The following is a 19,327-nucleotide window of genomic DNA, read 5'->3' on the forward strand; positions in this document are numbered from 1 at the left end:
GTGCCCGGGATCTACCTGGGCGCGATCCTGTTCTCGCTGGCGGGCATGATCGCGATCGACGTGAAGTTCTCGCTGGCGCTGCGCGTGGCCCCGCTGCGGACGACGCTGACGGTGCTCATCGCGACGGCGTTCTTCCTCGTGTGGGATGCCGTGGGGATCGTGACGGGAGTGTTCGTGAAGGGCGAGAGTCCGCTCTTCGTGGGGGTCGAGCTCGCTCCCCACCTGCCGCTCGAAGAGGTCTTCTTCCTGCTGTTCCTGAGCTATCTGTCGGTCGTGATGTACGCGGTCTTCGAGCGTCGTGCGCGTGCGCGGGCTCGCGCCGGCATCCGGGGGCGCGCGTGACCTATCCGCTGATCGTCCTGCCCTTCGTGATCGCCACGGTGCTGGTGACCCTCGCGACGCGGGGGCGCCCGCGGTTCCGCGAGCGCATGGCATCCTCGGGTCTTCTCGCCCTGGTGCTGGTCGCGCTCACCCTGGTGTTCGACAACCTCATGATCGCGGTCGACCTCTTCACCTACCCCACCGAGCACCTCAGCGGCCTGCGCGTCGGCCTCGCACCGATCGAGGACTTCGCGTATCCGTTGTGCGCCGCCTTCCTCGTCCCGGCGGTGTTCACGCTGCTCGCCCCCCACACGTCGTCGAAGGATGCCGCATGACTCTGCCCGCGCTGACACCTGTTCGCATCGTGCGCGAGCTGTTCGTGTCATCTCGTCCGGTGAGCTGGATCAACACGGCCTTCCCGTTCGCCGCCGCGTACCTGCTCACGACCCGACAGATCGATGCACCGCTGATCGTCGGCATCATCTTCTTCCTCGTGCCGTACAACCTCGCGATGTACGGCGTGAACGATGTGTTCGACTACGAGTCCGACCTGCGCAACCCCCGTAAGGGCGGCACACACGGCGCGGTGCTCGCCAAGCGTATGCACCCGATCACGCTATGGGCCGCGGCCCTGTCGTGCCTGCCGTTCGTGGTGTACCTGGTCATCATCGGTTCGCCGCTGTCGTGGCTTGTGCTCGCGCTCAGCCTGTTCTTCGTCGTGTTCTATTCCGCTCCCCCGCTGCGGTTGAAGGAACGACCGTTCCTCGACTCGATGACCAGCAGCATCCACTTCTTCTCCCCCGCCGTGTACGGCTTCGTGCTCGCGGGGGCCGTCTGGACGCCGCAGCTGCTGTTCGTGTTCGTGGCCTTCGCGCTGTGGGGCATCGCGTCGCACGCCTTCGGAGCCGTGCAGGATGTCGAGGCCGACCGCGCCGCCGACATCTCGTCGATTGCGACCGCCCGAGGGGCGCGGTGGACCGTGCGCTTCGCCCTCACCGCCTACGCGCTGGCCGGCGTGGCGATGCTCTTCACCGCCTGGCCGGGGCCGTTGGCGGCCGTGCTGGTGATCCCGTACCTGGTGGTCTGCTGGCCCTACCGGAACGTGACGGATGCCGAGAGCGACCGCGCCACCGCAGGGTGGAACCGTTTCCTCTGGCTGAACCAGATCGCCGGATTCGGCACGACGATGCTGCTGATCTGGTGGTGGTTCCTCAGCGCATAGCGCGCTACCGCGCCTGGAGCGGGGCGGGCGTAGCGGGTGTCCCGGACGCCCGGACCGCCCGTCTGGCGCTCACACGGTGTTGAGTGTCCAAGACTCGCCGCACCCGCGGGCGGAATGCGGAGTGTCGTGGACACTCAACGGGTGCGTGGGTACGCCGTGAGGACGCGGACGGGACGACCGCGGGTGCGCCATCACATCTGTTGAGTGTCCAGGACTCGCCGTTGAGGACCGCGGCGACCGGCGTGTCCTGGACACTGGACGGGTCGTCCGCCGGGGTAGGGCGCGCCGGCCGTACGACGACGCCGGCGCCCCGCGGATGCGGAGCGCCGGCGTCGTGGTGAGGGTCGTCAGCCCGCGGGCGTGGCCTCGGGGGTCGGGGTCGGAGTGGTTGCGCCACCCTGTCCCTCCGCCTCGAGGGCGAGCAGACGCTGGACCGCTGCCGTCAGGCGGGCATCCTGCGTGGCGAACGCGGCCAGATCGCCGCTGGTCAGCGCCGCCTGTCGGGCGGTGAGCGCGTCGCCGGCCTCTTGCAGCGCCGCGGCGTAGTCGCCGGCCGGGACGGTGGTGCCACCGCCGGTACCGCCGGTGTCTCCGCCCTGGCCCTGGTCGACCGGGGTGACGGCCTCGTCGCCCGTGTTGGCGCCGGAGTCACCGCCGAACAGGGTGTCGAGGGCCTCGCTCAGCGTGTTCTCGAACGCGATCTCATTACCGAACGCCACCAGCACGCGCCGCAGCTGCGGCAGCTGCGTGTCACCGGACGACTGCACGAACACCGGCTGCACGTAGAGCAGACCACCGCCGACCGGGAGTGTCAGCAGGTTACCGTTCAGCACCTCCGACTGCCCCTGCTGCAGGATGTTGATCTGCGACGAGACGGCGGTATCGGAGTCGAAGGTGTTCTGCACCTGGCCGGGTCCGGGCACCGTGGTGGCCGCATCGATCACGAGCATTCTCAGACGTCCGTAGTCGTCGCGTTTGGACCCCGCCTGGTCTCCGGCGTTGGAATCCACCGCGAGATAACCCGTCAGCACGTTTCGTGCCTGTCCACCCTGGGATGCCGGGATGAAGCTCGTGAACATCGAGTACGACGGGTCGTCCTGGCTGGGCATCTTCATGGTCAGGTAGTACGGCGGCTGGAAGGTCGCCGGGTCCTGCGGGTCGTTCGGGGTGGTCCAGCGGTTGTCCTGACGGTAGAACGACACCGCGTCGTCGACGTGGTAGACGCCGAGCATGGAGCGCTGCACCTTCATCAGGTCGGTCGGGTAGCGCACGTGGCTCATGAGATCCGCCGACATGGCGCTCCAGGGCTGGAGTGAGGTCGGGTAGATGTTCTGCCACGCCTTCAGCAGCGGGTCCTCGTCGTCCCACGCGTACAGATCGACCGAGCCGTCGTACGCGTCGACCGTGGCCTTGACCGAGTTGCGGATGTAGTTGATGTCATCCAGTGCGTAGGTCGGAGCCGGGTTGTTCGAGTCGGCGATGGCGCGGGAGAGCGAGACGCCGGTCGAGTACGGGTAGTTCGCACTCGTGGTGTAGCCGTCGATGACCCACTTGATGCGACCGTCGACGACCGTCGGGTACGGGTCGCTGTCGAGCGTCAGATACGGCGCGGCCTTCTGGACGCGCGTCTTGGGGTCGCGGTCGTAGAGGATCTGGGATGCATCGTTGACGCTGTCCGAGAAGAGGATCTGCTCCGACTGGAACTTCAGGGCATAGATGAGGCGGTTGAAGACGTTGCCCACGCTCGGTCCGCCGTCGCCGTCGAACGTGGTGCGGGTCTCGGTGCCGCCGTCCGCGCCCAGCGGATAGTCGAGCTCGATCGGATCCGTGCCTTCGGGCGCACCGACGATCGAGTACGTCGGCGACTGCTCGCCGAAGTAGACGCGCGGCTGGTACTGCAGATCGGTGAGGAAGCCCGTGCCGGGGATGGCCTGCTCGAGGAACACCGGGTCGCCGTCGGCGGTGCGCTCGTTACCGGCGGCCGCCACCATGCCGTAGCCGTGCGTGTAGACGAGGGTGGTGTTCTGCCACGAGGCGGCGTCGCCGAGCTGGCCGATGTTGAGCTCGCGCAGCGACACCACGGTGTCCTGCGTCTCGCCGTTGATCGTGTAGCGGTCGACGTCGAGCGGGTTCGTAAACTGGTAGTACGCGCGGTACTGCTCGAGCTGGCGCACGGTCGGGCCGATGATCGCGGGGTCCATGATGCGCAGCTGCGCGGTGGACTCCGCGTCGTCGCGCAACTGACCGGCCTCGGCCTCGGTCGTGGCCTGGAAGTTCTCTTTCTCGACGTTGTCGATGCCGTAGGCGGCCTTCGTTCCGTCGAGGTTGCGCTGGTAGTACTGGCTCTCGAGGGTGAGCTCGTTGGGGCGCACCTGGAAGGTGGTGACCGCCCACGGGATGGCCGCGCCCACGACGACGGCCGAGACGACCAGGAGGGCCGTACCGATGAGGGGGTAGCGCCAGCGGCCGAGGAACGCGGTGACGAAAAACGCCAGGGCGACGATGACGGCGGCGATCGCGAGGATCGTCTGACCGGGGATGACCGCGTTCGCTCCCACGTAGCCGGGACCCGTGATGCGCTCCGACGGCTCCACCAGTGTGCGGAAACGGTCGAGCCACAGGCTCGCACCCTGCAGGAGCAGGTAGAGACCGGCGAGGATGGCGAGCTGGATACGGGCGGCCTTGGAGATGCGCAGCTCGCGCTGACCCACACGCACCGAACCGTAGAGGTACGACACGACGGCCGTCAGCAGAAGGCACACGAGCACCACGGCCGAGGCGAACCCGAGGGCCGCGGCGTAGAACGGCATCGCGAAGAGATAGAAGCCGGTGTCGAGGCCGAACTGCGGGTCGGTGACGGAGGTCGTCACGCCGTTGATCCACAGCCACGTGGTCTCCCACTGGGCGGACGCGGCGAAGCCGGCGAAGAAGCCGAAGAAGATGGGGATGCCCCACATGGCGAGGCGGCGGAGCGGCTCCACGACCTCCTGGTAGCGATCGAGCTGCGAGTTGAGGCGCGCGTACACCGGGCGCAGGCGGTATGCGAGTTGGATGACGCCCCACACCGGCACCGCCATGGCCAGGAAGCCGACGACGAACATCACGCTGCGACCGATCCACTGCGTGGTGAGCACGCCCGTGAAGCCCAGCTGTGCGAACCACAGCCAGTCGGAATACAGGTTGGCGAAGACGAAGAATGCCACGACGAGCGCGGCGATCACCGCCAGAGTGATGGAGACGATCCGTCGGGAGCGATTCGGGGGCGTGGCCTGGTTCGGCACTGAGGTCGTGGTCACCCCTTCATCCTAGGCGTGGCCTTCTCGGGGTAAGCCGTGAATGCTACGATCCCGAGCCACACGTGGGAAGGGCGTCGAGGTCGCCTCCCTCGCGCACCGTCTCCAGCACCGTCAGAGATTGCTCCAGAGTCGATGTCGAGAACACGCGCAGACCGTCGGGCACGTGACCCACGACCTCATTGCAGTTCGCCTCGGGAGCCAGGAACATCGTCGCGCCGGCATCCAGAGCCCCGTAGAGCTTCTGTCGGATGCCACCGATCGGTCCGACGTTGCCGTCGGCGTCGATCGTCCCGGTGCCGGCGTAGTGCACGCCACCGGTGAGGTCGCCCGGCGACATCTTGTCGATGATCCCGAGCGCGAACATCATCCCCGCACTGGGGCCGCCCACGTCGTTCAGCTGGATGGTGACGTCGACGGGGAGATCGAACGAGATGCCGAGAACGACGCCCAGGAGGTACTGCGTCTGCCCGTCCACCGTCGTCTCGCGGGGGGTGATCTGCGCGGAACCCGGGATGCCATCGCGCTCGAAGCCCACGGTGACCGGGCCGCCCGCGGCATCCTGGACCTTGGAACGGATCCCCTCGACGCTCGTGACGGCCGTGCCGTCGACCGAGTCGATCACGTCGTTCAGTTGCAGTCGACCCGCCGACGCTCCGTCGTCGTCGGTGCTCGCAACGGTGATCTCCGCCGGAACGTCGTACCCCAGCTCGCGGAGGGCGGCCGCGCTGGCTTCGTTCTGCGAGTCGGTCATGAGGGCGGCGTTCTCGGTGTTGCGCTGCTCGGTGCTCTGGCCCGCGGGGAAGATGCGATCGATGGGCACGACGGCGCGGGAGCGGTCGAACCACGCCCCGGCGAGCTCGAGCCACGAGGGGGTGCGCTCGCGATTTCCGCTCACCTGCACCGTCAGCAGATCGAGCTGCCCGGTGGAGGTGGTGTCGTCTTCGTCCGGGACCGAGATGAGCGGGACGTCCTGTCCGTCGGCGTTCTGCGAGGTGCCCAACGTGTCGAAGACGGGGCCGGGCTGCTGGATGACGTATGCCGAGGGCAGGAACGTCAGGGTGAGCAGAACGAGCGAGGCGATGGTGAGCGCCCACACACCGACGACGGAGCGACGACTCCACCGCTCGCGGGGCGCCGGCACGACGGCGACGTTCTCATCGAACAGGGTCACGGTGGGGGGGTCCTTTGCCGGGTCGTTCGCGTGCGGCGTAAGCGGCGCGAGGCCGGGCCGGCAGATGCGGGGAAGCGTGCGACTAGCGTAGGACTCGTTCCCCCAGACCTGGCTGAAAGGCGGCCGAAATGGCAGACGAGAACCGCGGGCCCGACGACCGGAGCCCCGAGGAGGAGTTCCAGGAGCTGATGCGCCGCCTGATGTCGGGCGACACCAGCGGGATCGACCCCGAGCAGCTCTCCCGCCTATCGGGCATGCAGATCGACCCCGCCATGCTGCAGCAGGTCATGAACCAGCTGCAGGGCGCTTTCGCGGGCACGCAGGAGGGCGTCGACTGGAGCCTGGCGGAGCGCCAGGCCCTGCACATCGCCAACCAGGACGGATTGGGCGTGACCACGGGTCAGCGCACCGACCTCGACCAGGCCTTCACGCTCGCGGGCCTCTGGCTGGGCGAGGCGACGACCATCGCCGACCTGCCGCTCCCGCCCCGCGCCGTCACCCGTGGCGCCTGGGTCGCCGCGACGCTCCCGGTCTGGCAGGAGCTCGCCGAGCCCGTCGCCACGAGCATCGCCGACGCCCTGACCGCGGCTCTCGGCCAGCAGGCACCCGACGACATGCAGGAGATGATCGCCGGAGCGGGGCGCCTCATGCGCACCGTGGGCGGGTCGCTCTTCGCGACGCAGCTCGGTCACGTCGTCGGCCGGCTCTCGACCGAGGTCGTCGGCGGCGGCGATGTCGGCATCCCGGTCATGCCCGACGGCGAGGCGGCCATCCTGCCGCAGAACTTCGCAGACTTCGGCCGTGATCTCGAGATCCCCGACGACCAGCTGGCGCTGTACCTCGCGACGCGCGAGTTGGCGCACGCCCGCCTGTTCCGTCACGCGCGCTGGCTGCGGCTGCACGTGATCTCCCAGGTGCGCGATTTCGCGCACGGGATCCGCGTCGACACCGACGCCCTCGAAGAACTCGCCTCGCGCTTCGATCCGTCGCAGCCGGAAGAGTTGCGCGGTGCGCTCGAGAGCGGAGCGCTGCTGCCCGAACGCTCCGAGGAGCAGACCGCTGCCCTCACGCGCCTCGAGAACCTGCTCGCCACGATCGAGGGATGGGTCGACGTCGTCACCGAAGACGCGACCTCCCGCCTTCCCTCGGCCGCGCGCATCGCCGAGGCCGTTCGCCGGCGTCGCGCGGTCGGCGGCCCCGCCGAGCAGGCGCTCGGCTCGCTCGTCGGTCTGGAACTGCGTCCGCGCCGCATGCGCGAAGCCGCGGTGATGTGGCGTCAGGTGACAGACGCGGTCGGCGTCGAGGGACGTGACGCGCTGTGGGACTACCCCGACCTCATGCCCACCGCCGACGACATCGACGACCCCGCCGCCCTCATCGCGCGCCTCACGGCTGCCTCCCGCGGCGAGGCGGCTCCCTCGGATGCGATGGACGACGCACTCGCGCAGCTGCTGGCCGAAGAGGCCGAGGGCGGCCGGACCGACGACGCCGGCGAGGATGCCGCAGACACGGGGACCGCTCCGACGTCGGACGACGATCGGCCCGACGACGACCCGGCGCCGGGCGACCAGCGGCCGGTGTAGGTCTCTCGCTCTCGAACGCGCCCGGCGAGGAGATCCATGGTCTCCCCGGGCGCGTTCGTACGTTCGCTCGGCTCGGTCCCTCCTCGCGGACGCATGGCCGGAGGTCAGGCGGTGGCCGCTGTCCCGGCGACGGCCGCTGTCCGGCGACGGCCGCTGTCCGGCGACGGCCGCTGTCCGGCGACGGCCGCACCGCGGTGGCGGTTCACGGCTCCTCCCCACGCGCCGGAACGTGACCGCGGGTGGGGACAGCGGCATCCGGGGTCGATGGGCGGGTCAGGATCGAGCCATGATCCGACTCGATCCCTCCGCTCTCCCCCTCTGGCGCGATGACGGCCGTGTGCAGTTCGGTGCGCCCGCGCTCGCTCACACCCCGTTCGCCGGTCGATGGGTCGACATCGTGGTCGCGGCTCTCGTGGCCGGCACGACGCGGGCGGAAGTGCGAGGTCTCGCGCGCGTGCACGGCGCGGCCGACGGCGACGGCGACGCGCTCCTCGACGCGGTGGCGCCCGCGATCGCCTCGTCCCGGCGAGGAACGCCGATCGCCGTGCAGGTCGCCGACGATCTGCCGGCGCGTGTCGTTCGAGCCGTCCTCGCTGCCCTCCCACTCCGTGCGAGCGTGATCCCCTGGGCCGGATCGGCCGGACACCGCGTTCCGACCGGCACGCACGTGGTGCTTCTGGCCGCCCACCGCGTCGACCCGCGACGTGCGGCCGCGCTGCTCAGCGCAGACGTCACGCACATTCCGCTCACGCTCGACGGCGGCAGCGCCGCCGTCGGTCCCGTGGTGGTCCCCGGGCGCACCGCGTGTCTCGCCTGCCTCGACGCGGCCCGGCGCCGTGACGACGCACAATGGCCCTCGATCGCCGCCCAGCTCCTGGGCCGCCCGCGCCCCGACGTCGACGTCGCCCTCGCCGCCGAGGCGGGACGCGCCGCCCGATTTCTGCTCAGCGGGCCGATCGCGTCGACGACGAGGTCGCTGCGCCTGCGCGCCGATTCGTTCCGGCGGGCATGGGAGTTGCATCGGCCGAGCGAAGAGTGCCAGTGCCGATCTCCCGAAGGAAGCGCGAGGGAGACCGTTCCATGCGCCCCCGACCTCGCGCCCAGCTCACCGACAGCGTCCGCGCCGCTCGCGTGACACCGACGTAGGCAAGGCGCCGCTCCTCGTCGACCGCCTCGAACGTCTTCGCGTACGAGATGGGCAGCAACCCCTCGCTCACCCCCACGAGGTACACGTGATCCCACTCGAGACCCTTCGCCGCGTGCAGCGTGGCGAGCGTCACCGTGCGCGTCGTCGGCTCGTGCTGGTCGCGCGCACGTGCCTGCAGATCATCGGTGAACGCGCGCAGGTCGGTGCCCTCCGGTGCGTCTTCGGCGAGACGCAGCAGTGCCGCCCGCGCCTCCCACGCCTCGCGCAGCGCGCCGCCGGCCGCCGGCGGGTCGTCGGTGAGTCCGACGCTGCGCAAGACGTCGCGCACCGTGGCGAGGAAACCCGTCTCCATCGGGGCGACCGATGCCGCCCGGAGCGCCATGAGCGCCTGGCGCACCTCCGGCAGGTCGAAGAACTTGCGCCCGCCCAGCACCGATGCCGCCACGCCGACCCCCGACAATGCGGTGAGCAGCGCCGCCGACTGCGCGTGTGCGCGGTAGAGCACCGCGATGTCGTGCGGGTCGACGCCGCGGATCAGGGAGTCGGCGATCGACCGCGCCACCGCGGTGGCCTCGTCCTCGTCGTCGTCGAAGGCGCGCACGGTGGGGGTCGGTGTGTCCAGAGCGCTCGCCGCGACCAGTTCGAGGGCGCCCGCTCGTCCGCGCATGAGCTCGTTGGCCACGGCGAGCACGGGGGCCGTGGAGCGGTAGTTCCGTTCGAGCCGCACGACGCGAGCGTCCTCGTGGGTGCGCTCGAAGTCCAGCAGGTACCTCGCATCGGCGCCCGTGAACGAGTAGACCGTCTGACTCGCGTCACCCACGACGCACAGGTCGCGCCGATCCCCCAGCCACAGCTCGAGCACGCGGTTCTGCAGCGGCGAGACGTCTTGGTACTCATCCACGGTGAAGTGCCGGTACTGCTCGCGCACCGCGGCGGCGACGTGCGGCTCGGCCTCGATCATCCCGGCGCACGTCAGCAGCACGTCTTCGAAGTCCATCTGGCGCCGCTCGTCCTTGAGCTTCTCGTACGCGCGCTGCAGGGCGACGACCTGGTCGACGCCCAGACGACCGACGCCCTCGGGTCGGTCCGCCGCGTACCGGTCGATGGAGCGCAGGGTGACCTTGCGCCATTCGATCGCGGCCGCGACGTCGCGCAGCGTCGCGGTGTCCGGCGAGAGGCCCACGCCGTCGGCCGCGTGCGCGAGCATGCGCACCTTGTTGTCGATGATCGAGGGGGCCTGGTCGCCGGCGAGCGTGGGCCAGAAGAAGTTGACCTGTGCGAGAGCAGCGGCGTGGAACGTCCGGGCCGATACCCCCGACACCCCGAGCGCACGCAGACGCCCCCGCATCTCACCCGCTGCCTTTGCGGTGAAGGTCACCGCCATCACTCGCTGGGGCGAGTACGCACCCGTGTCGACACCGTGCGCGATGCGCCGCGTGATGACGCGCGTCTTGCCGGTCCCCGCGCCGGCGAGCACGCAGACCGGCCCGCGCAGGGAACGCGCGGCTTCGAGCTGGTGCTCGTCGAGGTCATCGAGCGGGCCGGTCATGCGATCCCCCGGTACCAGTCGTCGATGAGACGTCGGGCGATGGATGCCGCGCCCGGCAGCGTCACGTCGGACTCCTCGCGCAGCGCCGCACCGATCTCGTCGCGGGTGAACCACCGCACCTCGACGATCTCTTCGCCGTCGGGGCGGGCATCGCCGTCGTCGACGACCCGGGCGCGGAATCCGAGCATGAGCGACCGCGGGTACGGCCACGCTTGCGAACCCCTGTACGCGATGTCGCGCAACCGGACACCGGCTTCTTCCTCCACCTCACGAGCGACGGCGTCTTCCAGGGATTCCCCCGCCTCGGCGAACCCGGCGAAGCACGAGTACCTCTGGCCGCCCCACGCGGCGTTGGCCCCGAGCAATATCCGGTCGTCGGATTCCGCTGACGTGAGAAGCACGATCACGGCCGGATCGGTGCGTGGAAAGTGCTCTCGCCCGCACGCCGGGCAGTGTCGCGACCACCCGGCATGGCGCACCTGCGTGAGCGTGCCGCACGCAGGGCAGAAGGGCGCGTCGCGCAACCAACCGGCCAGGGCAACGGCGGTGGTGAGCACCTCCGCCTCGCTGGCGGGCAGATCGCCCCCGGCGGCGCGCAACGGCGCCCAGGCGGCGTCCGCGACGAGGTCGTCGGGGGCGTCGTCGGCCAGGACGGCGAGCAGGATCGCTCCCCCGTCGCCGTCACGGCCCAGGAACGCCCACTCGTGAACGCCGGGCACGGTGGTCGCGGTCTTCTCGAGGGTGGCCCCCCGAAGTCGGCCGACCTCGGCCAGGGCGAGATGGCCCCCGATGACAGGCGCGGCGTCGCGACGCACGGCGAGCACGCGGGTGAGGGTGTCGTTCAGGAGGCGGGGCAGCAGATCGCGGTCGTCCCGCTCCGCGGCCGACCTGTCGATACGCACTTCCGGACCCGCAGCGGGATCTGCGGCGGACGGCGTGAACACGGAGCGCGTCATGAGGCACCTCTCTCACGAGTGGACGGGGCGGGCGGTTCCGGCGCGAGCTCCCCCGCTCAAGGGCGTGGCGTGGACGGCGGGGCGAGAGGCCCACCTACCCTGGGAGGCATGGCACGCTCGCCCCTCATTTTAGCTGCGTCGGCGACGACGGCTCTGCCCGGCACCGTGTTCACCAGCGCTCGGGCCCTCACCGAGAACGCGGGCGGACGGTTCGACTCGGCGCTCGCGCGCACCGACGACGGCCGCGAGGTCGTCGTGCGCATGCCTGCCGGCGAAGAGGGCGCCCACGACCTGGCCGCGGAGTCGCGAGCCCTGCACGCCCTGACCGCCGGCGTGCGGGCACTCTTGCCGTTCGCCGTGCCCGAGGTCCTCGGCGAGAGCGGGTCCGGTACGCAGCGCGTGCTCGTGGTCGATCGCATCGACGGCTACCGCATCGATCCCGCGCAGCTGCCGAAGGGGCCCGGTTACGCACCCGCGATCGGCGGGGCGCTCGCGGCCGTCCATGCCCTCCCGGCATCCATCGTGCGTACCGACGGTCTCCCGGTCCGCACGTCCGAGCAGGTCCGCGACGACATCCGACGCCTGCTCGACCGCGCCGACGCCACGGGGCGCGTCAGTGATGACCTCATGCTGCGCTGGCGGCGTGCCCTCGACGTCGACGAACTATGGCGTTTCGAGTCCGCGGTCGTCCTGGGCGGCGCGACCAGCGCGTCGGTCGTCCTCGCCGACGACGCCGACGGCATCCCGCACGTCGTGGGGGTTCTCGACTGGGCCGGCCTCAGCGTCGGCGACCCGGCGGTCGACCTGCGGTGGCTGGCATCCGCCCCTGCCGCCGCCGACGACGTGCACGAGGGCTACGCCGCGGCCGGCGACCGGTCACCCGATCCCCTGCTGCGTGAGCGCGCCCGCCTGTATGCCGAACTGGAGTTCGCCCGGTGGCTCGTCCACGGTCACGACGCCGGACAGGCCGACGTGGTCGACGACGCGGTCGCCCTGCTCGACGCCCTGGCCGACGGCGTCCGCGGCGATCACATCGTGCCCGACACGCGGAGCGACATCGACGACGCCATGGCGCTCGTCGAGAGCGTGCCTCCCGTGTCGGCGCCCGGTCGCGTCGACACGTCGATGCAGACCGACGCCTACGACCCCGAGGCCCTGTCGCTGTACCTCGCGGTCGAGCGGGATCGCGCCGCCGCCGCAGATGCGCTCGCCGCCGCGATGGACGACCGTGCGAATCCGGATGCCGCCACCGGCGCCCTCCACGTCGACCAGTTGCCCGCGCCCGACGGCGTCGACCACGACGCCACCGCTCCCGTCGACCTGGAAGGTTGGGGTGACGACGCACCGCGCGGCGCCGCTGCGGACGCCGCGGAAGGGTCGGACCACGGCGACGCCACGGCTCGCACGGCTGCGGCCTCGAAGCGGGAGCCGTCGCACGCGGGATCGACTCCCGAGACGGTCGTCGACGACGAAGAAGACGCCCTCCGCGCGAGCCGGGCCGCTCTCCGCCGCTGGGGGGTCTCGGGCGACCCCGCCTGAGCGTTCACCCGGGCGCGGCCGCCCCGCCACGCCCTGGCGCGCGACAGAGCCCGGGGCAACCCCGCCTGAGCCGGTAAGCACCCCGCGCGGGTGCTCTCAGCTCCGAAGCACCAGTTCGTCGCCGACGTAGAACAACGTCACGTCGATGAGGTCGATGTCGATGCCGTGCTTGGCGTGGTACGCCTCACGGTAGAGCTCGAGCTGCAGCATGCGCGCGCGTCGATCCGCGTCGGTGGTGGGCGGCCGACCCGTTTTCCAGTCCACGATCTCGTAGCGGTCGCCGCGGCGGTACACGGCATCCAGTTTGCAGATGACGACGTGCTCGCGACCGTCGAGTCGCGTGGTGACGAAGTCGATCTCCGTCTCGACCTCGAGGGGGCGGAGGTTCGCCCACTCCGACCGTTCGAAGCACTCGCGCAGCCGCTGCAGGTCCGCCGCGTCGGCGGCGGACGCCCCGATCTCGTCGTCATCCCACAGACCGTCGTCGTCCAGCCCGATCCCCGCGCCGACGTGGCCCGAGCGCTGCTCCACCCAGGCATGGAAGAGCGTGCCGAGACGCGTCTGACGGTACGGGCGTTCGGGCATCGGCCGCCGCAGGTCGTCGACGGCGCGGCCGTAGTCCGCGACGAAATCCTTGAACTTCGACGCCGGAATGCGCGTGGGGGCGGGGGCGTGCGACGGCCGCAGGCGGTCAGCGCGCTCCGCGAGCAGCAGCTCCAGGTCGTCGTCGGCGCGCGCGGGAGGATTCGCGCGCGCGGCGGTGGCGGTCGCCACGGCCGCCGTGATGGCGGTGCGGCGTGCGCCGAGAGGGTCCAGCGGCCAGTGCAGGAGCCGACGCTCTCCGTCGTACGGGTCGTCGCCGAGCTCGCCGACGGCGAGGTCGATGCCCAGGGCTTCCGCGGCTTCCTCGAGGAAGACGCTCGGTCGCCGCGGGCGCTTGGTGCCCGACCAACTCGACCCCGACAGCAGAAGATGGTCGCGGGCGCGGGTGAACGCCACGTACGCCAGTCGTCGATCCTCGTCCAGCTGACGCGCGCGATTGTCGGACACGAACGCCTCCATCGCTGCCTTCAGATCTTGCTGCGTCTCGGCGCCGCGCCAGCCGAAGACGGGTAGCCAGGCGGAGTCGCCGCGGAACTCGGAGGGCAGGATGCCGAAGCCCAACCAGCCTTTGGTGTCGCGCGCCAGCGACGGCAGCTCGTCGGTCACGAGCCGCACCACCGCCACGGCATCCCACTCGAGTCCTTTCGACCCGTGGATGGTCAGCAATTGGACGACGTCGGCCTCGGGGGGCTCGGTGCGCGGGGCGAACTCGTCGGCTTGCTCGGCGTGGTCGAGCCAGGCCAGGAGGCTCGCGACGGACCCCGACTCGTCGGCCGCGAGGAAGCCGCGGATCTCGTCGACGAACGCACGCAGCTGCGCCGACGCGATGCGCGCGGGTCCGCGCGACTCGTTCGCGGCGAGCTCGATGTCGAGTCGCAGCTCGGTCTCGATCAGCCTGATCAGCTCGGGGATCGGGGCGCCGGCACTACGGCGGAGCCCGGCGAACACGGCCCCCGCCTCGCGCAGACGCGCGCGCCCCTCGGGCGTGATGTCGGCCAACCAACCGTGACCGTCGGTCTGGCGCGTGACGAAGTCGAGGGCGTCGACGAGCGAAGCCCGGTCGGCGCCCGGCGTCGAACGCAGGCGGTTCACCACGTCGGCCGCCAGAGGTTGGAGCGCGACGTCGTGCGTGGCAAGGCGGCGCGCCACCTGGGCGAGCGCGCGGAGGTCGGCGAGGCCGACCGCCCATCGCGGTCCCGACAGCAGACGGATGAGGGCGGACCCCGCCTCGGGGTCGCTCATGACGCGAAGCACCGACACCACGTCGACCACCTCGGGTGTCGTGAGCAGACCCCCCAACCCGAGGATGCGATGAGGGATGCCGCGACGGCCCAGCGCGTCGCCGAAGCGCACCATGTGCTTCTTGCTGCGGAACAGCAGTGCCCCCGTGGTGAGGCGTCCCTCCGCGGCGCGCGCGGCGCGTACGCCCACGAACCATGACGCGACTCGGTCGGCCTCGGCATCGAGGTCGTTTTCGAACACCGTCTCGACGACACCGTCGGGCGCACCCGGCCGTGATCGCAGCTCTTCGACCGCCACAGCCGCGCGGGCGGCGAGCGGCGCGAGGACGGCGTTGGCGGCGTCGAGCACCCGCGCGCTGTTGCGCCAGCTGGTCAGCAGGGAGAAATGCTGGGATTCGCACGCGGGCGCGAAGGCGGCGGGGAATCCGCCCAGGTTGCCCGCACTCGCGCCACGCCAGGCGTAGATGGCCTGGTGCGGGTCGCCCACGGCCATGACCCCCGTCCCCCCGAACAGCGTCGCGAGCAGGTCGGTCTGAACGACCGAGGTGTCTTGGTATTCATCGAGCAGCACGACACGGTATCGCGCACGGAGCTCCTCGACGACGGCCGGATGCTCCTGGGCGATGCGGAGCGCACCGGCGACCTGATCGGCGAAGTCCATGACGCCGAGGCGCGCCTTCTCACGGTCGTACGCCGCGGCGAGGTCGGCGAGCAGCGAGAGCGCCGACACCTTCGTCGCGGCATCCGCTACCTCTTTGTAGACATCGACGCGGTTGGAGGTCGAGGGGCGTTCGACGACCCGGCCGAACTCGTCGGGGAAGGCCGCGAGCCGATCGAGGTCGACCAGGTTGTCGACGCCGTCGCGGGCGATCCGCAAAGCCGCGTCGATGAGCGTGCGCGGTGACTCCTGCCGCTCCTCCAGGCGGGGGTCGTCGGAGGTGAACACGACGCGTCGCATGAGCAGCCAAGCGGCGGATTCCGACAGCACCGCCGACTCGGCATCCCGCCCGATCCTCAGCCCATGCTCGCGCACGATCGAGTCGGCGAAGCTGTTGTAGGTCGACACCGTCGGGCGGTGCAGGAGCTGGTCGGCGTCGGACGCCGACACGGCGGAGACACCGACCTCGGAGGCGAGGGCGTCGAGCGCCTCTCGACGCGCCGCGTCGCCGCGGGCGCCCTCGACCTGCGCCAGGTCGCCGAAAACGGAGAGCCTGCCCGCGGCGTGCAGGGCCGGAAGGGCGGGCAACAGGCCACGCGACTCGAACTCCGACAGACGCTGCAGTCGCCTCTGGATGCGCTCGGCCAATTCACCCGCGGCTTTTCGCGTGAACGTGAGACCGAGCACCTCGTCTCGACGCACGTGAGCATTGGCGACGAGCCAGACGACGCGGCCGGCCATCGTCTCGGTCTTACCGCTGCCGGCACCCGCCACCACCAGCGCCGGGGCAAGCGGTGCCTCGATGACGGCCGTCTGCTCGGCGGTGGGCGGGAACAGACCTAATGCGGCCGCAATCGTCGCGGCCGAAAGACCACCGGTCATGAGGCGCTCACCGCCGAGACCGTGTGGATGCGGCACAGACCGTAGGAGAACTCGTCCCGGCAGTGCACCTCGTACGGTGCGGCGAAACTCGTGCCCCGCATGACGCCGACGGCGCGCTGGACGCGCGTGACGAACTCGTCACGCTGGGCATCGTCGAACGGCTGCTGCGTCGGCTCGGCGTAGTCCTTCTTCGTCGCACTCGGCCGCAGCACGAGGAGTTTCGCCCCACCCGACGGCAACCCCGCCACCTGCTCGATCGCCCCCGACGAGAAGGCCAGTTGATACGCCGCGAGCTGTGGATTGTCGGCGACCTTCTGGTCGGTCTGCGGTTCGTTCTTGCCGGTCTTGAGATCCACGATCACGACCTCGCCCGCCGGAGTGATCTCGACACGGTCGATGTCGCCGCTGAGCACGGCGCCGTGCTCGCCGGCGTCGGCGAGCGGGATCGGCACCTCGAAGTGCCGCTCCGCGCCCACCAGTCGCCCGCCGGCGTCGTCGAAGCGCCGCAGGTAGGCGGCGAGCCGCCGTACGAGATCACGCGCGCGCGTTCGTTCGGCCCGTTCTCTCCACACGGCATCGAACGCGAGTTCTCCCCAGCGCTCCTCGACGATCGCCCACAGGTCATCTTCGGACGACGACGACGCCGTTTCGAGCGCCGCATGGATGATCGTGCCGATGCCGGCGGTCGTCCCGCCGCGATCGCCGCCGAGGTCGGCGATCACCCAGTCGAGTTGGCACTCCTCGAGGGCGTGCAGACGCGACGGCGAGACGCGCACGTCTTCGCGATCGAGGTCGCGCAGCGGCGCGGTGGAGGTCGGCGACGCGACGCCGTACCACTCGTCGCTCGACGCCCCGGCCACGTCGGCCGCGGCCAGCAGCGCGAGTTGCCCGGCCGCATGGGCGCGATCGGCCGTGGGCACGCGGGGCGCGGTGAGCGAGCGTCGGTGGCGCGCGACGAGACCGCGCAGTGACAACGGGTGTTCGGGAATGGATGCCGCCGGCTCGGGCGCGGGGAGCATCTCGAACAGCACGCTGGGTCCGGTGTCGTCGTCGTCGACCGCCGTGACGATGAGCATGCGCTCGGCGCGGCTGAGGGCGCGCACGAACAGGCGCAGCTCGTCGTGCATGGCCGCTCGCCGTCGATCGAGCATGCCCGCGGCCGGGAGGTCGGGGTTCTGCACCGCGTCGGTGAGGCGCCAGGTCTCGAGCAGTCCCCCGCGCAGGCGCGTGTTGGGCCACACGCCCTCTTGCACGCCGGCGATGATCACCGTGTCGAACGCCGTGCCCGCCGCAGCGGCGGGGGTCAGGATGCGCACCGTGTCGACGACGGCGGGCTGCTCGATGCGGTCTTCCGCCACGTCGCTGTCGAGCACCGCGCGGAGGAAGATCGAGGCTTCGCCGTCGGGTTCGCGTTCGGTGTAGCGCTTCGCCGCCTGGAAGAGGGCCACGACCGCGTCGAGGTCGCGATCAGCCTGCTCGGCGATGGGTCCGTGCCCCCGTGAGGCCTCTCGCCAGGTGCGCGCCAGGGAGCTGCGTTCCCACGCCGTCCACAGCATCTCGTGTGCGGTCGCGCGCGATCGCGCCTGAGCCCCGAGGGCTGAGAGAGTCTCGCCGAGGCGGACGGCCCGCCGCGCCTCGCGGGTGTCGACCGCGGCGAGTTCGAGCGGATACCGCACGCCGGAGACGAGCAGGTCGGTCGCCGAGTGCACGCCGCCGTCTGCCACCTCGGCGTGCCGCAGTGCGGTGCGCAGCCGGCGCAGTTCGATCGGATCGAGGCCGCCGAACGTGCCGAGGAGCGCGTCGACGATGTCCTCGGGAGACCACTCGTCGGGGTCGGTCATGCCCAGCTCGACGAGGCGCACGAGGTCGCGAACGGGTCGCTGCACCCCGAGCGCCAGGCCGGGCCCGCTGGCCCGGGCCGGAACCTCGCGCGCGGCGAGCTCGGACTCGAGGGTGGCCACCTGACGCGAGTCGTGCGCGATCACCGCGCACGAGCCCCAGGGCACACCGCCGAGGACGTGCCGTTCCCGCAGCAACCGCGAGATCGCGTCGGCCTCCTCGGCGGGCGAGCGGAGGAGGTAGGTGCGCACCGACCCCTGCACCGGCGCGCCCTGCGGTGCCCGGCGGTGCGCGACGACGCCGGCGGCGCCGATGCGCGACGACACCTGACGCACGAGATCGACCTGTTCGGGCGTTCCGCGGTGCGGCGTCCCCAGGGCGACCGTCGTGCCGAGCTCACGGGCCAGCCGGGCGAAGTTCTCCGGGGTCGCGCCACGGAAGGCACCGGATGCCACATCGGGGTCGCCGAAGGCGACCACGCCGATGCCGAGCGCGCGACACGCTCCGAGCACGTCGATACCGCCGGGGGTGAGTTCCTGCGCGTCGTCGACGAGGATGCACCGCAGCGCCGCGAAGCGCCCCAGCAACTCGCGGTCCGCGCGGGCGTCGTCGAGCACGGCGACGGCCTCGCGGGCGAGGTCGGCGGCGTCGCGATGGGCCCCGCGCATCGACGCGCGGACGGCGCGGTACTCGTCGGAGAACGACGCCAGCGAGGCCCACACGGGCAGGTCGAGGTGGACGGCGAGGTCGGCCAGGTCGGTCGACGACACCCCGAGGTCGGTGCACTCGGCAAGGAACGCGCGAACATCGCCGCGGAAGCCCCGGGTCGCCCTGATCGCGGGGCCGAGCCAGTCGGGCCACCGCGAGACGCCGTCGATCTCGTCGAGAGCGTCGCCCTCGAGAAGGTCGCGGATGATCTGGTCTTCATCGCCGCCCGTGAGCAGCTGCGGTGGTTCGGCGCCACGGCGCACCTCGGCGCCGCGCACGAGCTGGAACGCGAACGACGCGACCGATCGCGCGAGCGCACCCGATGTCGCGCGCCCCACCGCGAGCGCGAGTGGATCGCGCAACGCCGTCGCGGCCGGCCGCGTGGGAGTGAGCACGAGCAGGTGGTCGGGATCGACCCCGGATGCCACGAGCTCGCGCACCCGGGCGAGCAGCGCCGTCGTCTTGCCCGAGCCCGGGGCGCCGACCACGGCTCCGCTGGCCTCCGCCGCCCACGACGCCACCGCCTGCTGGTCGACGTCGAGACCGCCCCCGAGCAGGGGGGATGCCTCGGGGGCAACGGCATCCGGAATCTGCATGCGTCCACGCTAAACC

General features: G+C 71.1%; 11 protein-coding genes. 5 read left to right on the forward strand and 6 right to left on the reverse strand.

Annotation, left to right across the window (positions count from 1 at the left end):
* From ACXKZF_RS09615 to ACXKZF_RS09625, 3 genes are read left to right on the forward strand one after another with little or no spacing between them, the layout of a single operon-like run.
* Nucleotides 1-342, forward strand: coding sequence for a lycopene cyclase domain-containing protein (locus tag ACXKZF_RS09615; protein WP_243223284.1), 342 nt, complete (start codon nucleotides 1-3; stop codon nucleotides 340-342).
* Nucleotides 339-656 carry a lycopene cyclase domain-containing protein gene (locus ACXKZF_RS09620; RefSeq protein ID WP_488984065.1) on the forward strand — a complete coding sequence of 106 codons (318 nt, stop codon included), beginning with the start codon at nucleotides 339-341 and terminating at the stop codon, nucleotides 654-656. Before ACXKZF_RS09615 ends, ACXKZF_RS09620 begins: the two co-directional genes overlap by 4 nt.
* Nucleotides 653-1,543 carry a prenyltransferase gene (locus ACXKZF_RS09625; RefSeq protein WP_488984066.1) on the forward strand — a complete coding sequence of 297 codons (891 nt, stop codon included), beginning with the start codon at nucleotides 653-655 and terminating at the stop codon, nucleotides 1,541-1,543. The genes ACXKZF_RS09620 and ACXKZF_RS09625 overlap by 4 nt, the downstream gene beginning before the upstream one ends.
* Before the next feature lie 347 nt (nucleotides 1,544-1,890).
* Here the strand turns inward: ACXKZF_RS09625 and ACXKZF_RS09630 are convergent, their stop codons facing one another.
* Complete coding sequence (locus ACXKZF_RS09630; protein WP_055953745.1) at nucleotides 1,891-4,839, reverse strand: UPF0182 family membrane protein; 2,949 nt, start codon at nucleotides 4,837-4,839, stop codon at nucleotides 1,891-1,893.
* A gap of 43 nt (nucleotides 4,840-4,882) precedes the next feature.
* Nucleotides 4,883-6,010 carry a YlbL family protein gene (locus ACXKZF_RS09635; RefSeq protein WP_055953742.1) on the reverse strand — a complete coding sequence of 376 codons (1,128 nt, stop codon included), beginning with the start codon at nucleotides 6,008-6,010 and terminating at the stop codon, nucleotides 4,883-4,885.
* 128 nt (nucleotides 6,011-6,138) lie between these two features.
* On the opposite strand from ACXKZF_RS09635, the gene ACXKZF_RS09640 reads away from it, so the two are divergent.
* Nucleotides 6,139-7,593, forward strand: a complete 1,455-nt coding sequence (locus ACXKZF_RS09640) for a zinc-dependent metalloprotease (protein WP_055953739.1) — start codon at nucleotides 6,139-6,141, stop codon at nucleotides 7,591-7,593.
* A 944-nt stretch (nucleotides 7,594-8,537) separates the two neighbouring features.
* Here the strand turns inward: ACXKZF_RS09640 and ACXKZF_RS09645 are convergent.
* Both ACXKZF_RS09645 and nudC read right to left on the reverse strand, forming a co-directional pair.
* Nucleotides 8,538-10,289, reverse strand: a complete 1,752-nt coding sequence (locus ACXKZF_RS09645; protein ID WP_488984067.1) for an ATP-dependent helicase — start codon at nucleotides 10,287-10,289, stop codon at nucleotides 8,538-8,540.
* Complete coding sequence (gene nudC, locus ACXKZF_RS09650) at nucleotides 10,286-11,245, reverse strand: NAD(+) diphosphatase (protein ID WP_488984068.1); 960 nt, start codon at nucleotides 11,243-11,245, stop codon at nucleotides 10,286-10,288. The genes ACXKZF_RS09645 and nudC overlap by 4 nt, the downstream gene beginning before the upstream one ends.
* A 108-nt stretch (nucleotides 11,246-11,353) precedes the next feature.
* Between nudC and ACXKZF_RS09655 the strand changes: the two genes are divergently transcribed.
* The gene (locus ACXKZF_RS09655; RefSeq protein ID WP_488984069.1) at nucleotides 11,354-12,784 is read left to right on the forward strand and encodes a phosphotransferase; all 1,431 of its coding nucleotides are present in this window, start codon (nucleotides 11,354-11,356) and stop codon (nucleotides 12,782-12,784) included.
* Between the two features lie 96 nt (nucleotides 12,785-12,880).
* Here the strand turns inward: ACXKZF_RS09655 and ACXKZF_RS09660 are convergent, their stop codons facing one another.
* Nucleotides 12,881-16,168 (reverse strand): ATP-dependent helicase, encoded by a 3,288-nt coding sequence (locus tag ACXKZF_RS09660; RefSeq protein WP_488985985.1) that lies wholly within the window; start codon nucleotides 16,166-16,168, stop codon nucleotides 12,881-12,883.
* The gene (locus tag ACXKZF_RS09665) at nucleotides 16,165-19,311 is read right to left on the reverse strand and encodes an ATP-dependent helicase (protein ID WP_055953720.1); all 3,147 of its coding nucleotides are present in this window, start codon (nucleotides 19,309-19,311) and stop codon (nucleotides 16,165-16,167) included. Before ACXKZF_RS09665 ends, ACXKZF_RS09660 begins: the two co-directional genes overlap by 4 nt.
* Between the last annotated feature and the right edge of the window lie 16 nt (nucleotides 19,312-19,327).

This window comes from Microbacterium sp. ABR10 (genome assembly GCF_057812175.1).